The organism is Cohnella sp. OV330 (assembly GCF_900112065.1).
GTDB lineage: Bacteria > Bacillota > Bacilli > Paenibacillales > Paenibacillaceae > Cohnella.
The window spans coordinates 112,904-136,070 of the sequence record NZ_FOKE01000003.1; the positions used below are offsets into that span (position 1 = coordinate 112,904).

Here is a 23,167-nt window from a genome sequence, read left to right on the forward strand (position 1 = left end):
TTATGAGCGCTTCACAAGCTTTAATCGAACCTAAAGGACCGAAAGGTTCCTGGATTGCCGGCAATCTGATGGAATACCGGAAAGATCCGCTCGGATTTTTGACGGAGCTGCAAACGAAATACGGAGGCGTCGTCAAAATCAGGTTCGGTCCGCAAAAAATGTACGTCATTTACGACCCGATGCTGCTGAGGGAACTGTTGATTACCAAACAAGATCAATTTATCAAGTAAAGGCCTTTCAAGAAGCGAGGCTGTTCGTCGGGGACGGCGTGGCGACCAGCACGGGCGAAAAGCATAAACGGGTCAGGAAGTTGATCCAGCCGCACTTCACCCGGGCGCATGTGCATCTCTACGCCGAGCAAATGGCGGACATCGTGGACAGGGAGCTGCGTACGTGGAAACCGGGAGAACACCGCCTGCTCACCGACGACATCTCGAATATTACCTTCGCGATTATCGCCAAGACGCTTTTCAGCTTGGACGGCCATGAACATTCGCGGTCGATACGAGAGCCGTACGAGCTCATCAACCGGATGTGCGCCGAGCGGATGCGCTCGCTCGTCTCGGTGCCGCTCTTCGTCGGGACCGCTAAAAATAAAGCTTACAAGTCCGCGCTCGAAGCGCTGGATCGCGCCGTCTACGAGATCATCAAGCAGCGTAGAGCGAACCCCGCGATCGGCGAAGGCGATCTGCTCTCCGTGCTGCTCTCGTCCAAGGATGATCAAGGGAACGGCATGACCGACCAGGAACTCCGCGACGAGCTGATGATCATGTTCATCGCCGGGCACGAGACGTCCGCCAATGCGCTGTCCTGGGCATTCTCGTACATTTTGAAGCAGCCGGAGGTCGAGCGGAAGCTATACGAAGAGTGGGATCGGGTCCTGCAAGGCGAGGCGCCTACGGATGCCGATTATATGAAGCTCACCTACACGCAAAACGTATTATGGGAAGCCATGCGGCTTCGCTCCCCCAGCTTCTTCACCGGACGTTCCGCGATCAGCGACGTAGAGCTTGGTCCGATCAAGATTAAAAAGGGACAATCCGTCCTGTTCAGCCCTTATGCGATCCACCACAATCCGGCCTATTTTCCGAATCCCGAGTCTTTTATCCCGGAGCGGTTCGAAAACGACTTCGTCAAGCGAATCCCGCAGTTTTCCTATATCCCGTTCGGCGGCGGACCGAGAGGATGCATCGGCAACCACTTCGCCATGCTGGAAATGGTCATCGCCTTGTGCATGATCGGCCAACGCTACCGGCTGCAGTTAAAAGCGGGGCATCCGCCCATCGAGATGGAGCCGCTCATGACGCTGCGTCCCAAAGACGGCATCGAAGTGCTGGTAGGAAGCCGTAAATAACCAATAAGTAACCGCCAATAAGGATAGAGCGCGGCCATCCGGCGTCGGATGGCCTCTTTAACGTATTTCGGCCTTGCGTTCGGTTAGCGAAGGGCGTGCAAGACCATTTGCTTCCCGATCCCTTTTCCCTGCCATTTTTCCGCAACGGCAACGTTCACTAACTCAACCGTCTCCGGCCTCGTAGGAAGAAGGACGTAGGTTCCGATCATTTGACCTTCCCTTTCGGCAACGAAGCAATCTCCTCGCTTTACGTATGCCATGACGATGCTTGGGGAGGGGTCTGCCAGCAGCAAGAGGTCCATGGGACACGCTTCGCCTTGATCTAATTTTCTGATGTTCACGCGATGCTCCTTTAGGGTCGGCTCAAAGACCGTTATTCGATATCTTCGCTTGAGCGGGAGGATGCAGCCTTGGAGATCAAACAATTGACGACCATCCAAATGATACTGAATAAGGGAAGTTTTTTAAAGGCGGCCGAATCGCTCGGGTACGCGCCATCTACGATATCCTTGCATATTCAGCAGCTGGAAGCGTACCTTGGCATCCGTTTGTTCGAAAAACGGGGCCGCAGCATGGCGCTGACGACGGAGGGGCAAGTTTTCTGGGAAAACGAAAGGCATTTGCTAGAGCAATTTACCCAGTTAAAGGATCATACCCTATCGGAGCTCTCAAAAACGATACAAGGCCACGAGATGGCGATCGCGGTCGTGGCTTGGAAAGGAAACGCTATCTATTAAAATGATACTCATAGTCCGTCGACTCCTCCCAATATCTGCGATTAAATGGAAAGGCGGCTTAGGAATGCACGCATGAGAGAATATCGATTATGAGTCTATCGGTGACTTCGTTTAAGCCTAATCTATGGGATAAGGGAGCGTATTTTTAAAATGAAAGCTTTGCGCAAAACGCTGCAGACCGCAGCCATCGGGACATTGGCCTTTCAAAGCTTGTTCGTAGGGGGGGCCGCCTTCGGCGCGGACGTAGCGCCGACGACCGAGCTGGTCAAGCAGTTCCGCTTTCTGGACAAGGAATTGGACCGCATCTCGCTGGAGAAGACCGGCGCCCCGGACGGCACGCGGGACGGACACCTCAGCCTGCTCATCGACGCGGGCGAAGGAACGGAGATCAAATCGATCGTGATGAAGACGGCGGACGGCAAGGGCGCCGACACGGGGCACGGCATCTGGGCGACCTGGAAGGAGCCGGGCGACGTCGGCAAATACCTGCTCGCCGTCGAGCAGGACGGGAAGACGCTGAACAATACGTTCAAGGATACGCTCGGCCAGTTCAAGGGCGTCAACCAGTTCGAGCTGTACGCCTCCGACAACAACAGCATGAAGGAAGGCGAGTACTACTATCTTGAAATTACGACGGGCACCGGCGTCGTCAAATCCGACGTAACGCCCTTCGCGGACGCCGATACGTCGTATGCGCCCGTCGTCATTCGCCAGTTCGCCTCCGTCGATCTGACCCAGGACAAGTTCGGCAGCGCCGCGGTCGGCGAGGACGGCAGCATGGACGGGCACTTCAAGCTTAACCTGGCGTTCGCGCAGAAGACGAAGCTGCTCTCCGTCATTCTTCGTCCGACCGACGAGGAGGGCAAGCCGGTATCGGCCGGGATCTGGCGTACGAACCGGGCTGGCGTCGGCTGGCTGCTGGGCATCGTGCAGAACGGCAAAGCCGTCAATCCTGAGTTCAACAAGGACGTGACGGCGCCGGTCGGCTCGTTCCGCGGCAGCATCTCCTTCGACCTGTACGCGACGAACAACGGGTCGATCAAGAACGGCCAGCATTACGTCATCGAGGTCGAGACGCAGTTCGGCACGGTGATGTCCGATCCGATCGAGTTCGGCAACAAAAACTCCGTCTTCACGGACAACACGGTGTTCCCGTTCAAGACGATCTCGTTCAAGCTGAACGCCAAGGACGCGTTCGTGGACGACAAGAGCTTCAAGCTCGAAGTCGCGCCGTTCACGCTGAACGGACGCACGATGGTGCCGCTCCGCTTCATCAGCGAAGCGTTCGGCGCGAAGGTCGGCTGGAATCAGAAGGCGCGCAAGGTCACGATCGAGAAGGGCGCGAACAAAATCGAGCTCGTGATCGATAAAAAGGAAGCGGTAGCGAACGGCGAGACCGTCCTGCTCGACTCGCCCGCGATCGTCAAAAACAACGTGACGCTGGTGCCGGTTCGCTTCGTCAGCGAGTCGCTGAAGATGAAGGTGTTCTTCGAAGAAGGCGAGCTGTTCGTGACCGACGCGATCGAGCAATAAGCGAAAAACAACTTAAGCGACGGTTCGCGAAGGCCATCCGATTCGGGTGGCCTTTTCTAACCGTAGTGCAAATCGAGATGAGGCACGAGGGCACCACAATCATGAAAGGGGAGAGATTGGCGTGAGTTCGTTGAAAGCAAAACGCTACGGCAAGAGGTGGATCGCGTACTTGATGATCGTCTCGTTGCTGAGCGGCAGCTTGTTCTCGGGTTGGGCGCGGGCGCAGGCACAGGAAGAGGAAGGCGTAACGGACGTGCTGTCCGACGTCTTGAAGTCCGAATGGCAGGCCGCGACCGCGACCGCGGAGCCTGCTTGGAATCAGCTCGCTAAAATATTCGAATACTCGGATTTTGAAGGGCTCGAAAACGTGAGGGTTACGCCCGATGGGCAATATGTCGCGTACCTCCAAAACAAGCTGGAGGGTGCCGAGTTTCATTCGCGGCTCCAGCTGTTCGACCGCAAGACCGGCACGCAGGAGTCGGTTCTGCAGGACGTTTCGGGCTTTGAGGCCGTCCAGTTCGAGATGACGCCGGATGCCCGTTGGTTTGCCCTGATAGGCAAGGAGAGTATCTTCTCCCAGGAAAACGCGCAGGTCTATCTGTTCGACCGCACGACCAAGGAAGCCGCCTTGATTACCAAGCAAGCGGGGGGCACCGCGCCTGCGAACGGGATGAGCGGTAACCCCGCGATCAGCGCCGACGGCCGTTATGTGGCTTATGACTCGAGCGCGGCGGATCTCGTGCCGGGCGATACGGACAATCGGGACGTTTTCGTATATGACCGGGATTCCGGCATGAACGCCATCATCAGCGCGGCTGCCGATCTTGATGGGGACTACAGCGAACGGCCGTCGATCAGCGCGGACGGGCGTTACGTCGCCTTCGAGTCGGATTCCCAGTCCCTCGCCGAAGGAGACGACGACTCCAACAAAGACGTCTTCATCCATGACCGCACGACGGGGACGAACCGGCTGATCAGCGGCGGGGCGGCGGCCTCGGGCGAGCCGAACGGAGAAGAGAGCGGCAACCCGAAGATCAGCGCCGACGGCAGCATCGTCGCGTTCGAGTCGGAAAGCGCCTTGACGCCGGACGACGGGAACGAACTCAAGGACATCTACGTTTATCGTGCATCCAGCAATGCCGTCGAGCGCGTATCCGTCGCGCCGAACGGCTCGGAGCTGGAATATGACAGCGCCGATCCTTGGATCACTGCGGACGGCCAATATGTCACTTTCGATACGACGACCGATTCGTCCGACATGTCGCAACCGCTCATCGCAATGCTCGATTTGGGCGTCACGAAGGAAGTGGCCGTCGACGTTGCCGAGCCCAAGCTGATGCTGCCGGTTACGGACCTGGCGATCGGCGACGGCGCGGAGGTCGCGGTATTCAGCGCAGGCTACGGCGACGCCGGGGCCGACCCGGACGAGCCGACGAAGGTGGCGTTGTTCGTCGCTTCGAAGGCGAAGCCCGACGACGGCGCCCCGAAGTGGCCGCAGGGCAGCAAGCTGGAGGCGAGCGACGTCCGCTCGGACCGGGCGACGCTGAGCTGGACGCCGGCGACGGCTGCGGGCGGCGTCAAGTCGTATCGCGTATTCGCGAACGACGAGAAGGTTGCCGACGTTGACGGCGCCCTGTTGACGTATACGGCCGAAGGGCTGAAGCCGGCAACCGTCTATATTTTTCGCGTAGAGGCCGTCAGCGCGGATAACGTCGCGACGACCGACGGTCCCGTCGTTCGCGTCGACACGCCGGCCGACGACCGGACGCTCGAGCTAAGCCTGTCGTTCGACAAGCTGACGCCGGATCGGCTGCCGAAGCTGGGCAGTACGATGAAGATCAAGGCCAAGGCAATGGCCGGCCGCGCCATCTCGGCCGAGATCGCGTACGAGACGTGGCTGGACGAGTCGGACGCGCGTCTGCCGGCGCCGCGGGCGACGTCGTCTTCGATCGAGCTCGCCGAGACGCAAGCGGGCTCGGGCGAATACGCGGCGACGTTCCCGGTGAAGGAAGGCATCTCCCGCATGCTGTCGGTGACCGCCGTCATGCAGGGGGCGGCGGGCGGACCCGTAGAGAAGGCGGCCGCAGGCTTGCCGCTCGTCGTTCCGGGCAATTTGCAGATCGCGTTCGACAATCCCGGCCAGGTCGAGCTCGACGGCGCGTATTTAACGGCATCCAACCCGAACGGGAACGGCGCGTCGATCAGACTCGGCGGCGCCGAGCCCGTTAAGCTGGAAGGCCTGGCGGCTTCCTCGGACTATACGGTCTCGCTCATGTCCGAGGACGGCAAGTCGCTCGGGCAGCAAGCGGACGTCGAAGTGTCCGCAGGATGGACCTCCGCGATGACCTTTGCCGTGAAGCAACCGGTCCGGCTGACGTTCGAGGTCCGCGACCAGGACGGCAATCCGGTGCCCGGCGTTTACGCGGAGCTGTGGGACGAAGCGCAGGAGAACTATCTGACGTCGGCCGTGACGGACGAAGACGGCCGCACGGACCTGATCGAGCTCGAGGACGCTGCGCCCAAGTATACCGTGAAGGCTAACCTGACCGATCCGGCATACGACGAGCTGGCGCCGTTGACGTTCCCGGTCGCCGGCGGCGATCAGACGGTCAAGCTTGCCGTCAAGCGTACGCCCGAAGGCAAGCTGAAGGGCCGGGTGCTCGACCCCAAGGGCCAACCGATCGCGAATGCGCAAGTATCCGCCACGCAGATGCATAAGGGCAAGCCGGTCGTTCGCAACGCGTATACGGGGCCTTCGGGTACCTATGAGCTGACGCTGTACGCCGGAGAAGCCGCGATCCAGGCAGGCAAATCTTCGTTTAACTACTTTTCCGAAGAAGGGTTGAAGGCCGACATCGTCAAAGGCGAGACGAAGTCGTTCGATATTTCGCTGACGACCTTCGCGACGGGACAGGTGACGTTAAAGGTCCACCTCAAGCCGATCGGCGGCGACTGGCAGGGGCCGATCGATATGGAGGCGCTTCGCTTCAGCGCCACATTGATGGGGCGAACGAGCAAACGCGTCAGCTTTTTCCACAACATCGTCATGCTTCAGGGCCTGCCCGGCGACAACGTCGAGGTATGCGTCAACGGCGCCATGACGCGGTCGTTCACGGAATGCACGCATGTCGTGCTCGACGCCGACGCCAATGCGACGGCGGAATTGTGGGTCGAAGAAAAAGGCGGGTTCGTCAGCGGCAGCTTCGATGCCAATGTCGACGTATGGACGAATGTCGCGCTGTACGATGTCAGCGGCGGCAGCCAATCTTATGTCGATTCCCAAAGCTACCGCGGAGGCAGCTTCCTCGTGCACGCGCCGACGCCGGGAACCTACAAGCTGGAGGTGACGCGCAGGGACCCGGATACGAACGCGCTGTCTTCGGCTACTGCCCAAGTAACCGTTCGGGAGCGGGAGACGGTGAACGTCGGCAAGCTGACGCTCGTGCCGGCGAGTTACTTCACCAGCTCCAGGTACAACGGCTTCATGGCGGAGCCGAGCGAGGTGTCGCCGGGCGCCGTCGCGAACTTGCGGGCGTATTATCAAAACGGCGCGAAAACCGCGATCGGCGGCGCCGTGCTTCGCGTAGAGCTGCCTAGCGGCGTGACGCCCGTGTCCGAAGGCGGCAGCGTCTTCGTCCGCGTGAACGGCGAGACGGAGAAGGCGTCCGTGAAAACCGGCGCCCTGGAAGTCCAGCTTGGCGACATCGCCCCGTACGCGAAGGGGACGGTCCTGTTCCAGGCGAAGCTGGCTTCGGATTATAGCCAAGGCCGCGCGAAGCTGACGGCCCGAATCGCCGGCGCTTCCGAAGGAAAAGCGCTGGACGAAGCGCTGGGCACCGCCGTGCTGGAAGTGCCGTCGGTCACCATCGAAGCGCCGGAGACGGTCTCCTCCGCCAACGTGAAGGTCGGCGGGCTCGCGCCGGCGTCGAGCCGGGTCAACATTTATGACGAGCAAATGCTGCTCGCCTCCGTGAACGCGACTTCGGCCGGTACATGGCAGAGCGAAGTTCAGCTCAGCCCTTCGGGAAGCTCGGACATGCACCTGCTATGGGCCGAGGCGGTGACGGGCGACCGAACGCTTCGCACGAAGCAAACGCTGGTGAGCTACGACGAAGCGGAGCCGACGCTCCAAACGATCGACATGGTTCAATATCCGGACGGCAAGTGGGTGCGTCTGGAGGTCGCCAAAGGGATGGTGCAGCTGCCCTACACGGTCGTGCCGGGCAATCCGTTCGCCTTCGTCCTGAAGTTCGACAAGCCCGATCGCGTGAAAAACGTGAAGGTCTACCTGGCCGGCCAGATCGGGCGGCCGGTCACGGCGGAGAAGCATGCCGACGGCGAATTCTGGGCGACCGTGCCGTCCACGCCGAATTCGCTCGGCGGCCTGTACGTCTCCTACGATACGGTGAAGCCCAAGGCCGTGATCACGCGGGATATCCCGACCGAGGCAGAGACGAACGCGCTGCTGCCTCCCGCATTCCGGAATTTTAAGATCGTCGAAAAGACGCCGTTTACGCTCAAAGACGACGTTTACGCAGGCAAAGCCGTGTTTGAATTCCCCGGCGCGGCGGATATCCGGCTCGAAGCGAGCGAGCGCATCGACCTGACGCCGACGTCCTATTTTCCGACCGTGGAAGAGATCGTTCAGGCGGAGGAAGAGGGCATCCCGATGTACAACGTTACCTTCGAAACGAAGGAAACGGAAAACGGGATCGAGGTAAAAATGAAAGGTTATATGCCGAAAGGATACTTGTTCCCGGAGGACAATGCGCGATCGGGCTTACGCGCGATGGCCGCGTTCGACGGCGATTTGGACCCGCTTGAGATGCTGGACGAGATGGGCATCGACGCGACGCCGTATCAGAAGGGAATGATCGAGGTATCCAGCGACTACAAGATGATCTCCACGGAAGCCTCGGATCCGCTCTTCTCGGTCAAGGATCAATACGAAGGCTACAAAGGCTACGCCGGCAAAGTGATGAAGATCATGGAGAACATCGAATCCTCGACGGTCTGCCCGGAAAACATGGAAGCGACCGGCGAGCAGGCGGGCAAGGCGCTGCTGGCGACCGTCGGCGGCGAGATTGCGAAAACCGCGCTCGGCGCCTGGACGGGGGCGATGATGCTCGAAGGACCTGTCGGCTTCCTGGGCGGCTACGCGAGCAAATACGTCACCAACAAGATCGACAGCTACGTCGACGAGCAGATCGGGCTTGTCGGATCGGCGGGTCCGACGGATCCTTCGAGCTGCCGCGATGACGACGAAGACCTCGAAGATCTGGAAGAAGAAAACATTTACAAGAAAAAACTGAAGAAGAAGGCCCGTATCAAATGGATTTACGATCCGAGCGGCTACGTGTACGAAGCGGTGCCCGCCAACCGACTGGAGCAGGTGAAGGCGACCGTGCTCTTCAAGGAATCGGGATCGGGCATGTGGAAGGTGTGGAACGAAGCGCCGGAATACGGGCAGATCAATCCGCAATACACCGACGCCCAGGGCCGATACGGCTGGGACGTCCCGGAGGGCGTCTGGAAGGTCGCCTGGGAAAAGCCGGGGTATGAAACGACGTACAGCGAGGAACTGAAGGTGCCGCCTCCGCACTTCGACGTCAATGCGGGGCTCGTCTCGAAGGCGCCGCCGACCGTCGTCGCGATCGAGGCGATCGCCGGCAGCGGCGAAGCGAAAGGCTATATCGACGTGACGTTCGGCAAGTATCTGAAGGCGGACGCGGCGATCGCGGACGGCACGGTCGTCGTGACGGGACCGGAGGGAGCCGTAGCGGGAACCGTCGCCTTTGCGGAGACGCAGGAGGCAGGCGGCGCGAAGCTGGCGCGCAAGATTCGATTCACGCCGACCGAAGGCGCCTTGGCGGAGGGAGCCGAATACGGCGTCGATATCCAACCCGCGCCGTTCGTCAGCTACGCGGACGCGAAGATGCCGGTCGGCGCGTCGCAGACGGTCAAGGCCGTGCTTCGCGACGCGAAGGGGCCGGTACCGACATCGGCCAAGGCGGCGGGCGGCAATGCCGCGATCCGGATCCAGTTCGATGAAGGACTGTCGCAGGGCGCGGTCCTGGCTCCAGAAGCGTTTACGCTGAGCGGCACGAACCGGACGGTTCAATCCGCCGTCGTAGAGATGCCAGCCAAGGGCGGGCAGCCGCAGGCGGCGATTCTGACGCTCAGCGGACCGATCGCCGAGGCGAACGGCGTCGAGGTTCATCTCGCGGCCGGCGCGGCAGCCGATGCGCTCGGCAATCCGAGCGGCGAAGCGACGCTCCGGTTGTCCGGCCCGAATGCCAAGCTGAGCGGGCTGGAGATCGCGGGCGGCAAGCTGACCGAAGCGTTCTCCCCCGACAAAACCGATTATACGGTTCAGGTCGGCGCGGACGTCGCGAAGATCGAGCTCAAGGCAACGCTGGCGCAAGCGGGCGGCAAGCTGAGCGTGCGGGACGTTCCGCTCGCGGACGGCGAATTCCGCGCGATCGGCATTCCGAGCGACGGCCTGATCCCGATCGCGGCCGAGGCCGCGAACTACCCTGACGTTCATCAGGTTTATACGCTGAAGATCGTACGCGTCTCCGAACCGGGACCAGGTCCTGGACCTGAACCCGGTTCGGGCAGCGGCAACGGCGGGACGAACGGCGGCGATCCTGCCGATATCGGCCGCGATGCCGAGGTGACGGGCAAGGAGACCGGAGGCCGCAAGCAAGCGGTCGTCTCGCTGAAGGCCGCTACGGTGCTCGCGGCGCTGAAGGCAGGGCAGGACGGATCGGAGCTGTACCTTAAGGCGCCCGCCGGATACGACGCCTATGACATCGTCATTCCGGCGGAGGCGTATCGCGCGCTCGCCGGAGCAAAAGCGAAAATGCTGTTCAAATTCGATTCGCTCTCCGTCGCCGTGCGTACGGATGGCTGGCAAGCGATGGGCGACAAAACGAAGCTCGTCCATCTGATCGTCGAACGGGCAGCGGAGAATGATGAACGGGCATGGGTGGAACGGCTGCAAGCGAGCTCGAACGGGATAGACGCGCGGACCGGACTGTATAGGTTCGCTCTGACGGCAGAGTCGGATTCGGCTCCGATCCCGCTGGCTGCCCTGCAGCCGGATGCGCTCTCCGTTCAATGGGCCGGCGTCGCGAACGACGACACGGCCGGGCTGTACCGCTACGATTCGGCTAACCAAAGCTGGCGCTTCGTCGCCGAAGCGCAGGGAGCCGCGGCGCTTGCCCATGGCGGCGAAACGGACGTCTCGGCATATTACGGCGTTGCGGTATACGCGAGTCCGTTTACGGATATCGGCAAGCATTGGGCGAAGGCAGACATCGACTGGCTTGCGACTCGCCTATACGTAAAGGGCGTGTCCGCCGATGCCTATCAGCCGAATCGCAGCGTGACCCGCGCCGAATTCGCGGCGCTGCTCGTGCGCATCGCCGGCGACGGGGCATCGGATACAGAAAGCCTATCGTTTAACGACGTGAAGCCGAGCGACTGGTACAACGATCCGGTGCGGCAAGCAGCCGCTCTGGGGTTGATTAACGGCGACGGCTCGGGCAAGTTCCGGCCGAACGAACGGATTACCCGCGAGCAAATGGCCTCGATGGCTTGGAGAGCCTACGCCAAGCTCGTGCCCGAAGCAACGACGGCGAAGGGTGCGGAGATTGAAGCGCTATTGCAGCCGTTTGGGGACCAAGACAAGATCAGCCCGTGGGCAAGAGCCGAGGTTGCTTCCGCGGTCCGTTCCGGCCTTATGCAAGGCGCGAGCGCTAATCGGTTCGACTCGTCCGGCATCGCTACGCGCGCGCAAGCAGCGACGCTGGTTAAGCGCCTCGCAGAGCGGCTGGGCGACCGACTCTCGAACGACGTTAAGGGAGGATGAATCGAAAAAGGCTCCTACTTTGACCGAATTGGATCGAACCGGTCGAGGCGCAGGGAATTTTCCCTGCGTCTTTCTTATTGGCTGAACGAGGCGAATGGCAATTTATATTTGAAACTTATATAAGTAATTGATATATTTTGATTATGAAACCCATACAACCCCCATCGGAGCTGAATGTCAACGACTTCACTCTCGTATTTGAAGACCTGACCCGGATCATCATCCGGCTGCCGTCCACGCAAAAGCTGAGCTTTACGACGCTGTCCGTCTTGCACACATTGTCTCGTAAGAGCCCTATGCGCCTTACCGAATTAACGGCCCACGAGCAGGTCACCCAGTCGGGAATGACGCAGCTGGTGACCCGGCTTGAGCGGGACGGACTGGTCGAGCGTCGGCCGGACCCCAAGGATGGGCGTGTCGTGCAAGTCCATCTCACTGAGCAGGGGGCAGCTGTCATCCATTCCCGGCGTAAGGAACGTATCGCGCGGATGATGAAGTTTGCGGAAGGACTCGCGCCTGAAGAAATGCAGGCGATCGCATCGGCGATCCCGGCCCTGCGTCGTCTCGTCGAATTGGGAGATCAAGTTTAGAGGGAGGCGTGCTTGTGGAAAACGTTTCGACTACGCTTCAACCGTTTCCTATTTTCGTATCGGATGAGATACTCGCCGATCTTGAGCGTCGCTTGCGATCCACGCGGTGGCCGCTCGACATCGGAAATGAGGACGGGTATTACGGCGTAAATAAGGGAGAGCTGCGCGAGCTCGTCGATTATTGGATCAACGCGTTCGATTGGCGCAAATCGGAGAAAGCCATCAACGCTTACGAGCACTATCGCGTAACGATCGACGGGATTCCCGTGCACTTTATGCGCAAACCGGGCGTCGGTCCAAATCCGGTCCCTTTGATCCTTTCCCACGGATGGCCTTGGACGTTCTGGCATTGGAAAAAAGTCATCGATCCGTTGGCAGACCCAGGGGCGTACGGTGGCGACCCGGCCGAAGCATTCGATGTTATCGTGCCCTCCCTTCCCGGCTTTGGATTCTCGACGCCGCTGCCGAACAACCCGGACATCAACTATTGGAAGATCTCCGATCTCTGGCACAAGCTCATGACCGACGTTCTCGGTCATGCCAAATACGGAGCCGCGGGATGCGACGTCGGCGCGCTCGTGACGGGCCAGCTCGGACACAAGTATAGCGAGGCGCTCTACGCGATCCATATCGGGTCCGCGCAGAAGCTCGACCTGTTCTCCGGGGATCGCGCTTGGGATCTCTCCGGCGGCCGCCCCCTTCCGGACAACCTCCCGGAATCGGTCCGACACCGCATCCTGGAGATGGACAGACGCTTTGCCTCCCATCTCGCGGTTCATGTGCTGGATCCCGGCACGCTGTCGTACGGGTTAAGCGATTCGCCGGTCGGCATGCTCGCTTGGATCTATGAGCGATGGGCGAGATGGAGCGACAACAAGGGCAGCATTGAAAATGTCTTTTCAAAAGACGATCTTCTGACGCACGCCACTATATTTTGGGTCAACAATGCCATCGAAACGTCCATGCGAATCTATGCGAACAATAACCGGTATCCCTGGTCGCCCGCGCATGATCGTTGGCCTGTCGTCGAGGCTCCTACGGGCATCACCTTCGTTGGTTATGAAAACCCGCCAGGCGTTACGACGGAAAGCCGCGTACCAAGCTTCCTCGAGAGCGATCGGGCTTCCTGGTATAATCACGTAAATATTACTGCCCATGAACAAGGCGGACATTTCATACCGTGGGAAATTCCGGATCAATGGGTCGACGACTTGCGCCGTACCTTTCGGGGGCGGCGGTAAGGGGTACGAAAGGACAGAGCCTTCATGCATACGATCGAGCGAATCGGCAAGCGTTTTTGGTATATGACGCCCGAAGCCGAGACCGACCGTCCCGTATTGGGGATGGTGGTGGGCCGGGATAAGACTTTAATGATCGATGCGGGCAACTCGGAAAATCATGCCCGATACTTCTTGAGCGAACTACGCAAAAGAGAGATCTCCGGTCCCGATCTTGTGGTTCTTACGCATTGGCATTGGGATCATGTTTTCGGTCTGTCTGCTTTGACGGATGCCGTGTCTATCGCTTCCCAAGCCACGAAAGAGGGAATGGAAAAGCTGCTGCCTCTCTCTTGGCGAATTCGCAAGCCAAAGAGAGATCAAGATCGTATTGCCGAATATGGGATTTGAAAATCGATTGGAAATCGACCTGGGCGGCATCGCTTGCACACTGGAGCGGGTTGGGGGCAGTCATGCTTCGGACGCTGTCGTCGTGTACGTGAAGGAAGAGAAGATTCTGTTTTTGGGAGACTGTATTTATGCGGATATTTACGCGAAAAACAGAAACTATAAAATCGATGAAACCATTCGGTTGCTCGACCGGCTAGCGGTCTTTGACGCAGAAACGTACATACTTTCCCATGGACAGCCGATTTCGAAGCAAGAATTTATTCAGGAAGCGACCATGCTTAGAGCCATCGCGGCCTTGACGGACCGGTTAAAAGGAAACATACCTAATGTGACGGAGGCCTATAAACAATCGGTAGAGCGGGATCTGACGGAAGACGAGCTGCAGGTCATCGACGAGTTCGCGATGGGCTGTTTTTTCTAAACGATGAAGTGAGTGATCTCCTTAAAGGGATCGCTCTTTTTTATTGTGCTAAACGTTCCGGAATCGATGGGTTGATACTTATAGTCCGTCGACTCCAACGCGCCTTTTCCCTATCATTGAGGTATGACATCATTCGACAAATATTTTGTTTCTCTACATGAAGAGGAGGATCGACATGTCCGTTGAAGTGCATGGATCGGCCGTCAAAAGCGTCATCGAAGGATGCGGCGTCTTTCAGAAAAGAGTAAAAACGCTTCTTGCGGAAAAAGGGATCGAAGAGCTGGACGTGAACGCCTGGTACTCGCTGGACGATGTCATCGCGGTCATTACGAAGCTTGCCGCTTCCGTCGGCAACAACCTGCTGCTTGAGATCGGGAAGTACATTCCGAAGAATTCGGTTTTTCCTCCAGAAGTGGATAGCTTTGAGAAAGCCGTCGTACTGCTGGACGTTGCCTACAAAATGAATCATCGCAACGGAAACTACGGCGAATATAAATGCATTCAAGAGGATTCTAAAACGATACGCGTGATTTGCAACGTTCCTTATCCGGCCATGGTGAACCTGGGCATCCTTCGCGGGTTTGCGCGCAGATTCCGATCCTTGGTCACCATCACGGAAGTCAGCATGAACGGTGGCGGCGAGTTTGTCGTGAAGCTGTAGTCTATCATGAAAACAAGGGACGGATCGCGATGATCAGAAGAATAAAGGCTATATGGAAGTTAAAAGAGGCGCTTCGTTCCGAACGGCCGGGAGCTGCGGAAGACGCCGAGCATAATCGCGCGCGCAAATTAGCGATCCTGGAGCTTCTCGATTCCACCGAACAAATCGCCTCTTATTCCGACGAACTTGCGGCAACGACGTCCGAGAGCACGCGAGGGATGACCGCGATCCAACGGAGCACGGAGCAAATCGCGCGAGGGAGCGCGCAAATCGCTGCGTTTAGCGATGAATGCGCCCGCTCGATGGAGGAAATGGCCGAAGGCATCACGAGAATCGCCGAAGCGTCCGCCATCGTTCACGAAGCGTCCATCCAATCCGCCGCAGAAGCCGAAGGCGGCAGTCTTTCCTTGGACGGCGTCATGATGCAAATGAACGCCATTACCGAATCCATCGACCAATCCGATACGCTTATTCAGTCGCTCGGCGAGAGCTCCGACAGCGTACGCAAAATCATCGGATTCATCTCCGAAATCGCAGCGCAAACGAACCTCCTCTCTTTGAACGCCGCCATTGAAGCTGCGCGCGCCGGCGAACATGGCCGAGGCTTTGCCGTCGTCGCCGCGGAAGTCAAGAAGCTTGCCGATCAGTCTTCGCAGGCCGCGATACAAATCACGCAAATCCTGGAAGACATTCGAATCAAAAACGAGCAGTCCATGCAGGCGATGTCGGCCGTTCGCGTCGAAGTCAGATGGGGCGTGCAGAAGGTCGAGGAGACAAGCGACGTTTTCCATCGCATCGTATCGGGAGCCAGACAAGTCGCCGAGCAAATCCACGACGTGTCCGCCGTCGCCGAGCAGCTGTCTGCCAGTTCAGAGGAAATCGCCGCCTCCGTGGCGGAGATGAACCATATTTCGCAAGCTACCGCTTCTAATGTCGAAGCTGTTCTCAACGCGACGGAGGAGCAGCTGGGTTCGATCGAAGAGATCGCCGCGCTGGGCGAGCAATTGAACCTGTTTAATCAGGACTTGGGGGATCGGATGTCCAAGGTGTTAGAATAAAGCTTAAGCTTGCTTCAGCATAAACGCTCTTCCATAATCTCCGTGATCATGCAAAATCGGGTGTTCGATCTGGATCGTTGAATGCTCGATTCCGTATTTATTTTTCAAAAGATGATTGATCGCCAGTATCGCGCAGAAGGGCTCCACCTCTTTCTTGACGAATACGTGCGCGGTCAGCGAATAATGCTCGGTTGTCACCGCCCACAGATGAAGCTCGTGAACGTCCGCTACGATGTCCAAGCCGTTGATCTCTTCGCGAATGGCATCAAGATCGAACTTCTCGGGGACGGTCTCCATCAGTACGAGATAGGATTCGCGGATAATTTTGAACCCTCCCAAGAAAATAATCCCCCCGACGACCATGCTGATCAGCGGGTCTATCATCAAGAAGCCGGTAAAGTGTATAAGAATAGCGGAAACAATAATGCCAACGGAGCTTAGCAGGTCCCCGACAAAGTGCCAAAGCGCGCTTTTCACGTTCAGATTTTCTTCTTTTTTCGTGCTGCGACTGAGTACGATCGTAAGAATGACGTTCACGGCCAAGCCGATGGATGCGATCGTTAACATGATGGGCATATCGACGGCTTGCGGCTGAATGATGCGTTTGATCCCTTCCGCAAAAATGCCTACGGCAATGACGGCAAGCGCCAGACCGTTAAGAAACGACGCAATGATCTCAAAGCGGAGGAAGCCGAACGTGTACTTCCGGTTGGGCTTGCGGGTCGCCATATAAATAGCCGCCATGCTCAAGCCCAAAGCCAGCACGTCGGAGATCATGTGCGCCGAATCGGAGAGAAGGGCGAGAGAGTTGGATACAAGTCCGCCTACGATTTCTACGATCGTAAAAAACATGGTCAGCAGCAGGGTAATCCAAAGCGTCTTTTTGGATGTGTTTTGTTCTTTTACGTGATCAAGGTGATGAAAATCGTAGTTGTTCATTCCGATCTTCCTTTCGCCTTACATTAGAATAATTATTATATAATAATTAATTAAAACTTATCATGATTCGTTCCTGCGCGCAAATGAACATTTAATGGATCCTATTAAAGATATTCATTATCAATGTGAGGATTAAAATTCCCCCAACATATCCATAAAAAGGAGTATTATACATTAGGTAAAGGAACAACGCTTGGAGAGGGGAGCACGCATGAAAAGACGGCTGACATACGCAACTTTCCTATTCAGAAGAACGATTTTTGTCGCATTGATCCTCATTCTAATTCCGAATTATATCCAGAAGTGGACGATAGATAAGGACCGGGGAAATAACGACTTGATCAAAGTGCTGCAAGCGGACGGCCCCGTTACAGAAATAACAGTCAACAAGAGCTTTCCGATCGACAAAGATACATTCACCGCCGATATCGTCTATGTGACGCCGAAACAAATCCAGGTGACTTATACGTTTCATACAAAACAGAAAAAGGGTGTCTGGTCTTTTCCGACGATGAGTCTGAAGCTCGTAACGCCGGACGGTCAACAATTGCTCAGCCATAATGCGGGATCCGATGGCAACTCTTCGGGAGAGACAGGTTATATTTCATTCGATTTGCCCAATAAGCCGACCGATCGGGCGACGCTCATCTACGAACTCTATGATCGATACGGCCAAATAGAGATTCCTCTAAAGAAGGCTGGTGAGGGAGCGTGAACCGAAAACTCATATTTGCGGGTTTCGAATGGATAGCCATTCTGCTACTGGTCTGGTTGGTCTTGCGAGAAGAGATCTTTACCCCTGGCAGCTCTACGCCCGAGCAGGCGCATCGGCTGTCGGAGAGCGGCTTTCATTATGGCCCTTCCAAGATCGTCCGCAAGGTGATGGTTCCTTACGACAAGCATCGGGTGATTTTCCTCGGTACTTATAAAGATTGGTTTTCCGCGGACACCATCGTTAAGAAAAAGGGCGGATGGGTGGCTGGAGGAGGGGTTGCCGGCATCAAGATCGATCGCGACAAAGCGCTCTCTTATAGCTGGGAAGGCAACTCCGTGTCTCCCTCACTCATGATATACAAATTTTTCGGATACGTATCCGACGACAGGGTAGCCACGGTGGAATTGCTCATGACGGATAAGGAGACGGGCAAGCTCGTGCCGATGCGCGAAGGCATTATGGATGATCGCATGTTCTTGTTTTTATGGGAAAGCAAACAAGGGAGTTCCACGTGGCAGGCCATTCGTGGCCTGGACAAGGAAGGCAATGTGTTGTATGAGCAGAATCTGAACTGAGGCGGTTCCTACAAGATAGATGGATATGATATTTCGTCACTACAACATTGCATAAGGCAAGCGTTGCCTTTCTATGCGGGGCGGACAAAACCGGATAAGCTGGTCGGCGTTAGGCGGTCGTAATTTTGTCGGACACACGATCCTTTATTTCGGTAAAATCGCCCGTTTTCTCTCTCCCACGGACACAGGTTCCGCTATTCGTCGCTTTGGGTAACACAGAGTCCCTCTTTTTCTCAAATAACGGCTCCTCAGTCCGGAACATCCGGCTTTGGACCGCAAACCTCAAAAATAGCGGCCGCTGAGTCCGCTCGGGGCCCCGCACGATCGTCTGCCGTCTTTGTTTCCAGGTGTTTAACGCAAAATCATAAAAATGTCCTTGTTAATCCCATAAAATGTACCTTTGACGAAATGGGAAGGGTCTTGGTATATTGGCGTGTAAACGCATTCAAACTTATGATAGTTGAACTTGCAACATTAAAGGGATGAACGAAGGATGAAAAGTATCGGGCGGTTGAGCAAGGTTGCCTCCATCGTCAAAAATATGAAGCTCCAGAACAAATTAATGGCCAGCTTCCTGCTCGCCTGCGTCGTGCCGTTGATCGTCGTCAGCGTCCTTATTTTTCGCCAGTCCGCGGCCGGCCTTGAGGAGTCTTCCGAAGAATTCGCCGCCTTATATACGTCTCAGATCAGAACCTCGCTGAACGAATTCCTTAAGGAATACGACAAGGTGACGAAGTCGGTATTGGTGGACAACGAGCTGATCTACAGCCTTGGAGACAAGCAAAGCAAGTCCATCGACGAACAAATCATTCAAAGCGTCGCGGTGCAGCGCCTGCTAATGCGGGTCGCCCTGCTAAAGCCGGAGATCGGCGCCGCGATGCTGATTAGCCGGGACAACGCCGTGTATCAGTATACGAACACGACGAGCAAAGTGAACGATAAAATGCTTTTGTCTCAAGCCTGGTTTAAACGGATAAGCAGCTCGGAGGATACCTTTTTTATAACGGGGCTGCATGACCGCGCTTACTATGAGGATAAAGGGGCAGGCGCGATCGTGACGGTGGGGCGGCTGCTGTACAGCTCCGACGGGGCTTATGCGGGCATCCTGCTGATCGATCTGGATCCCTTTTCGCTGCTGCCGCTGGACAACGACTTCGTGCTTGCCCGAAAAAAGTACGGGATGAGCGTCATCATCAGCAATCGGAAGCAGCAGATCGTCTATCATTCGGATGCGGCCAGCGGCCGGTTGTCCTGGGAGCAGGTGCTCGAGTCCGGCGCGGACGAAGTCAAGGACAACGGGACCAAGGACCGGATCGTCTTGACGGGAAGCACCGCGCAAGGCGAGCTGTCGATCAAGACCGAGATTCCCCGCGACAAGCTGCTGCAGAAGATCAACCGGATCAAGGGGACGACCCTGATCCTCATTCTGGCGAGCTGCCTGATCGTCACCTTGATCTCGCTGGGCTTAAGCTATACGATCACGAAACCGGTCAAGGCGCTTCGCCGAAGCATGAAGCAGGCCGAGGTCGGCCAGTACCTGCCGATCGAGAAAAAGCAGGCGAACGACGAGATCGGCAGTCTCGTGAACAGCTACAACAAAATGATCGTCACGATCCGCACGCTGATCGAAGACGTGTACATGGCGGAGATCAAGCAGAGACAAGCCAAATTTCTCGCGCTGCAGAATCAGATCAACCCGCACATGCTCTACAACACGCTCGAGTCCATTCGCATGAAGGCGCTCATGAAGGACGACGACGAGACCGCCGACATGATCAAGATTCTGGCCCGCATGTTCCGGATCGCGCTGGGCAAGGAGGGACATTCGCATTCGATTCGGACCGAGCTGGAGTATACGGTCTATTATTTGCAGCTGCAAAATATACGGTTCGACAACATGTTCAAGCTCGACATCGACATCCCGGACGACATGCTGGACAGCCGCCTAATCCCGCTTATTTTCCAGCCGATCGTAGAGAACAGCATCAATCATGGCTTCGAAGGCTACAGCCGGACGATTCATATCGAGATCCGGGGAAGCTGGACGGAGACAGGCCATATTCGGATTCGTATCTCGGACGACGGGAGCGGCATGACGTCGGACAAGCTGGCGGAGCTGCGGGCGCTCGTGGAAGGCGCGGGTACGGAAAAGTCCAGGCTCGAGCCTGAGGACGAACCGTCGAGCAAAGGGCTCGGCCTGAAAAATATCGCGGAGCGGATCAAGCTTCAATACGGCGAGCCGTACGGCTTGAAGCTGGACTCCGATCTAAACAGCGGGACCACCATCGAGATTTTAATCCCGAGGAACTGACGTGTGAAGATGACGACGCGAAACGGAAAGGAGCGATAGCGCGTGAACATCGTGCTGGTGGACGACGAAAAAGGCATCGTGGCGGGACTCCAAAAAATGATCGGCCGCCATATTCCGGAATGCGAAGTGACCGATGTCGCCTACAACGGCATCGAAGGCTACGAGCTCATTCATCGGCTGCGCCCGGATATCGCGATTACGGATATTCGCATGCCGCTGTCCGACGGCCTGGATATGATCAAGAAGCTGATCGAAGCGGGCAGTACGACGAAGTTCATTTTGCTGAGCGGCTATGCAGACTTCGAATATGCGCGCCAGGCGATGCAGCTGGGCGTTCGGTTCTATATCAACAAGCCCGTCGAGGAGGAGGAGCTGCGCGACTGCGTACGCCAGGTCATGGCCTCGATCAGCGCGGAGCGGGACAAGCTGCGGGAAATGGACGCGCTCAAGCAGGAGGCGCGCCAGCGCAATCAGGAGAGCGAATTGCCGCCGCAGAAAAAGGATCTGATCGCCGAGATCAAGGCTTACGTCGCGGCGAACTTCGATCAGCCGATCAGCCTTGCCGATCTGTCTTCGCGTTTTTATATCAGCCCGATCTATTTGAGCCAGATCTTTAAGCAGAAAACAGGGGAGACCTATGTGAACTTTTTGGCGAAGGTCCGGATCGGCAAAGCGAAGGAGCTGCTGGAGCGGACCGATCTGAAGGTATACGAAATATGCCAGCGCGTCGGATATTCGGACACCCAGTATTTTGCGCGGCTGTTCGAGAAATGGACCGGCTTAAAGCCCACGGAATACCGCAAGCGGCAGCCTGATGTTTGACCTTTCAACCACTCCATGCGGGGTGGTTTTCTTTTTTTAATCCTAAAAAATGCCCCTGTTTAACCTTGATTCTGTCCGATTGAGGCAAATCGCCGCCGCGGATATCATTGATTTGTAAGCGAATTCAAGTCAGGAGCAAGGAGGGGCAAGGTTGAGAACAGCCGCACTGCAACGGATGAAAGTGTATTGGCCGCTGTACGCCATGGCGATACCCGGAATCGTTTTTCTGATCCTATTCAAATACATTCCGCTGGCGGGCGCCGTAATCGCATTCAAGGATTACTCCGTTTTCAAAGGATTCGTCGACAGTCCCTGGGTGGGCTTCAAGCATTTCGAAACGTTGATTCATCATCCCGATTTCGCCCGCGTATTCGGCAACACCATGATACTGGGACTGCTCAAAATCGTGCTGGTGTTCCCGGTGCCGGTGCTGCTGGCGCTGATGATCAACGAGATCCGCAAGTCCGCGTTGAAAAAGGGCGTGCAAACCGCGCTCTACATTCCGCACTTTTTGTCCTGGGTCATCGTATCCGGCATCGTCTTCGACTTTTTCTCGCTGAGCGGACTGTTCAACGTCGTCCTCGGATGGTTCGGGCACGAGCCCGTGCTGGCGATGCAAGAGAGTGGGTACTTCCGCGTCATCTACGTCATCACCTCCATCTGGAGAGACGCGGGGTGGGGAACGGTCGTCTACATGGCCGCGATCAGCGCGATCGACCCCCAGCTGTACGAATCGGCGATGATCGACGGCGCATCAAAGGTGCGGCAGATTCGCCACATTACGTTCCCGCTGCTCCTGCCGACCGTCCTGGTGCTGTTTCTCCTCGAGATCGGCAACTTCCTAGACCTCGGCTTCGACCAGGTGTTCAACCTGCTCACGCCGATGACCTACAGCGCCGGCGACATTCTGGACACGTACGTCTTCCGGACCGGCATCCAGCAGGCGCAGTACAGCTTTGCCACCGCCGTCGGGTTGTTCCAATCGGTCATCGGATTTATCCTCGTGTTCGTCTTTAACCGGTTGTCCAGAAAAGTATCGGATGGGGGGCTCTGGTAAACGTGTTCGAATCGCGAAGCGAAAAAGTATTCGTGACCGCCGTGACCGCGCTGCTCATCCTGTTGTCGGTCCTCGCGCTGATCCCGCTCTTGTCCGTCGTCGCCACGTCGCTGAGCTCCAAAAGCGCCGTCGACATGAACCTCGTCACCCTTTGGCCCAAGCAGCTGACCCTGGACTCATGGCGCTACATCATCGATCGGCCGGACCTCTGGCGGTCGTTCGCCCTGACGCTCGGCTCGACGCTGATCGGCACCGTGCTGGCGCTGCTGATGACGGCGCTGCTCGCCTACCCGCTGTCAAAGCCGGAGTTCCGCTGGGGGGGCGTCGTGATGATCGCCGTCGTCGTCGCGATGATCTTCAAGGCGCCGATCGTCCCGTATTTTCTTACCTTGCGAGGGCTCGGCCTCTATAACAACCCGTTGGTCCTGATCGTGCCGCATGTGCTGAACCCGTTTAACCTCATTATCATGCGAACGTTCTTCAAGCAGTTTTCCAAGGAATTGGAGGAGGCGGCTTTCCTGGAGGGCTGCGGGTACTTCCGGATGCTGTTCCAATTCGTGCTCCCGCTGTCCAAAGCCGTACTGGCGACGCTGGCCTTATTCTACGGCGTCGTGCTGTGGAATCAGTTCCAGCATCCGCTCCTGTTCCTGCAAAATCCGGATTGGTTCCCGCTTCAGATCAAGATCCGGCAGTTCATCACCGACGATAACGTCATCATGTCGGGGGCGGTGTCGTCAGCCGATCTGAACTATAATGAACGGACGCTGAGAGCCGTCACCGTCATCTTCGCCATCATCCCGATCGTCGCGGCGTATCCGTTTTTGCAGAAGTACTTTGTCAAAGGGGCCATGATCGGCTCGGTTAAAGGGTAGAATATTCCTTTAGGTTTA

General features: G+C 57.0%; 16 protein-coding genes and 2 pseudogenes. 16 read left to right on the top strand and 2 right to left on the bottom strand.

Annotated elements, in window-relative coordinates; all coding sequences use genetic code 11:
* The first annotated feature begins 2 nt into the window (after positions 1 to 2).
* Both BM235_RS31615 and BM235_RS07665 read left to right on the top strand, forming a co-directional pair.
* On the top strand, positions 3 to 230 hold the full coding sequence (locus BM235_RS31615) for a cytochrome P450 (RefSeq protein ID WP_110468840.1): 228 nt from the start codon (positions 3 to 5) through the stop codon (positions 228 to 230).
* Positions 231 to 250: 20 nt separating this feature from the next.
* Positions 251 to 1,354 carry a cytochrome P450 gene (locus BM235_RS07665; RefSeq protein ID WP_255374279.1) on the top strand — a complete coding sequence of 368 codons (1,104 nt, stop codon included), beginning with the start codon at positions 251 to 253 and terminating at the stop codon, positions 1,352 to 1,354.
* 89 nt (positions 1,355 to 1,443) lie between these two features.
* Here the strand turns inward: BM235_RS07665 and BM235_RS07670 are convergent.
* Positions 1,444 to 1,695 (bottom strand): annotated as a pseudogene (locus tag BM235_RS07670) (GNAT family N-acetyltransferase); the annotation flags it as partial.
* Positions 1,696 to 1,764: 69 nt separating this feature from the next.
* Between BM235_RS07670 and BM235_RS07675 the strand changes: the two are divergent.
* From BM235_RS07675 to BM235_RS07710, 8 genes and pseudogenes are all read left to right on the top strand, one after another.
* A complete protein-coding gene (locus BM235_RS07675) occupies positions 1,765 to 2,091 on the top strand; it encodes a LysR family transcriptional regulator (RefSeq protein WP_090111292.1) in 327 nt (108 codons plus the stop codon).
* A gap of 150 nt (positions 2,092 to 2,241) precedes the next feature.
* Complete coding sequence (locus BM235_RS07680; RefSeq protein WP_255374182.1) at positions 2,242 to 3,624, top strand: copper amine oxidase N-terminal domain-containing protein; 1,383 nt, start codon at positions 2,242 to 2,244, stop codon at positions 3,622 to 3,624.
* Positions 3,625 to 3,745: 121 nt separating this feature from the next.
* Complete coding sequence (locus BM235_RS07685) at positions 3,746 to 11,500, top strand: S-layer homology domain-containing protein (protein WP_090111297.1); 7,755 nt, start codon at positions 3,746 to 3,748, stop codon at positions 11,498 to 11,500.
* Positions 11,501 to 11,643: 143 nt separating this feature from the next.
* A complete protein-coding gene (locus BM235_RS07690) occupies positions 11,644 to 12,090 on the top strand; it encodes a MarR family winged helix-turn-helix transcriptional regulator (protein ID WP_090112197.1) in 447 nt (148 codons plus the stop codon).
* A gap of 14 nt (positions 12,091 to 12,104) precedes the next feature.
* Complete coding sequence (locus BM235_RS07695) at positions 12,105 to 13,331, top strand: epoxide hydrolase family protein (protein WP_090111299.1); 1,227 nt, start codon at positions 12,105 to 12,107, stop codon at positions 13,329 to 13,331.
* 24 nt (positions 13,332 to 13,355) lie between these two features.
* Positions 13,356 to 14,139: pseudogene (locus BM235_RS07700) on the top strand (MBL fold metallo-hydrolase).
* Between the two features lie 175 nt (positions 14,140 to 14,314).
* Entirely contained in the window at positions 14,315 to 14,800 is a 486-nt protein-coding gene (locus tag BM235_RS07705; protein WP_090111301.1) for a hypothetical protein, read from the top strand.
* A 29-nt stretch (positions 14,801 to 14,829) separates the two neighbouring features.
* Positions 14,830 to 15,858 carry a methyl-accepting chemotaxis protein gene (locus BM235_RS07710; protein ID WP_090111303.1) on the top strand — a complete coding sequence of 343 codons (1,029 nt, stop codon included), beginning with the start codon at positions 14,830 to 14,832 and terminating at the stop codon, positions 15,856 to 15,858.
* A gap of 3 nt (positions 15,859 to 15,861) precedes the next feature.
* On the opposite strand, the gene BM235_RS07715 is transcribed toward BM235_RS07710, so the two are convergent.
* Positions 15,862 to 16,797: a cation diffusion facilitator family transporter gene (locus tag BM235_RS07715; protein WP_090111305.1), complete on the bottom strand. Its 936-nt coding sequence runs from the start codon at positions 16,795 to 16,797 to the stop codon at positions 15,862 to 15,864.
* A gap of 211 nt (positions 16,798 to 17,008) precedes the next feature.
* Between BM235_RS07715 and BM235_RS07720 the strand changes: the two genes are divergently transcribed.
* From BM235_RS07720 to BM235_RS07745, 6 genes are all read left to right on the top strand, one after another.
* The gene (locus BM235_RS07720; RefSeq protein ID WP_090111307.1) at positions 17,009 to 17,512 is read left to right on the top strand and encodes a hypothetical protein; all 504 of its coding nucleotides are present in this window, start codon (positions 17,009 to 17,011) and stop codon (positions 17,510 to 17,512) included.
* A complete protein-coding gene (locus tag BM235_RS07725) occupies positions 17,509 to 18,087 on the top strand; it encodes a hypothetical protein (protein ID WP_090111309.1) in 579 nt (192 codons plus the stop codon). Before BM235_RS07720 ends, BM235_RS07725 begins: the two co-directional genes overlap by 4 nt.
* 493 nt (positions 18,088 to 18,580) lie before the next feature.
* Positions 18,581 to 20,398 (top strand): sensor histidine kinase, encoded by a 1,818-nt coding sequence (locus BM235_RS07730; protein WP_255374186.1) that lies wholly within the window; start codon positions 18,581 to 18,583, stop codon positions 20,396 to 20,398.
* Between the two features lie 42 nt (positions 20,399 to 20,440).
* Positions 20,441 to 21,220, top strand: coding sequence for a helix-turn-helix domain-containing protein (locus BM235_RS07735; protein ID WP_090111311.1), 780 nt, complete (start codon positions 20,441 to 20,443; stop codon positions 21,218 to 21,220).
* Positions 21,221 to 21,395: 175 nt separating this feature from the next.
* A complete protein-coding gene (locus BM235_RS07740) occupies positions 21,396 to 22,277 on the top strand; it encodes an ABC transporter permease (protein WP_090111313.1) in 882 nt (293 codons plus the stop codon).
* 2 nt (positions 22,278 to 22,279) lie between these two features.
* Positions 22,280 to 23,149: a carbohydrate ABC transporter permease gene (locus tag BM235_RS07745; RefSeq protein WP_090111315.1), complete on the top strand. Its 870-nt coding sequence runs from the start codon at positions 22,280 to 22,282 to the stop codon at positions 23,147 to 23,149.
* The last annotated feature ends 18 nt before the right edge of the window (positions 23,150 to 23,167 follow it).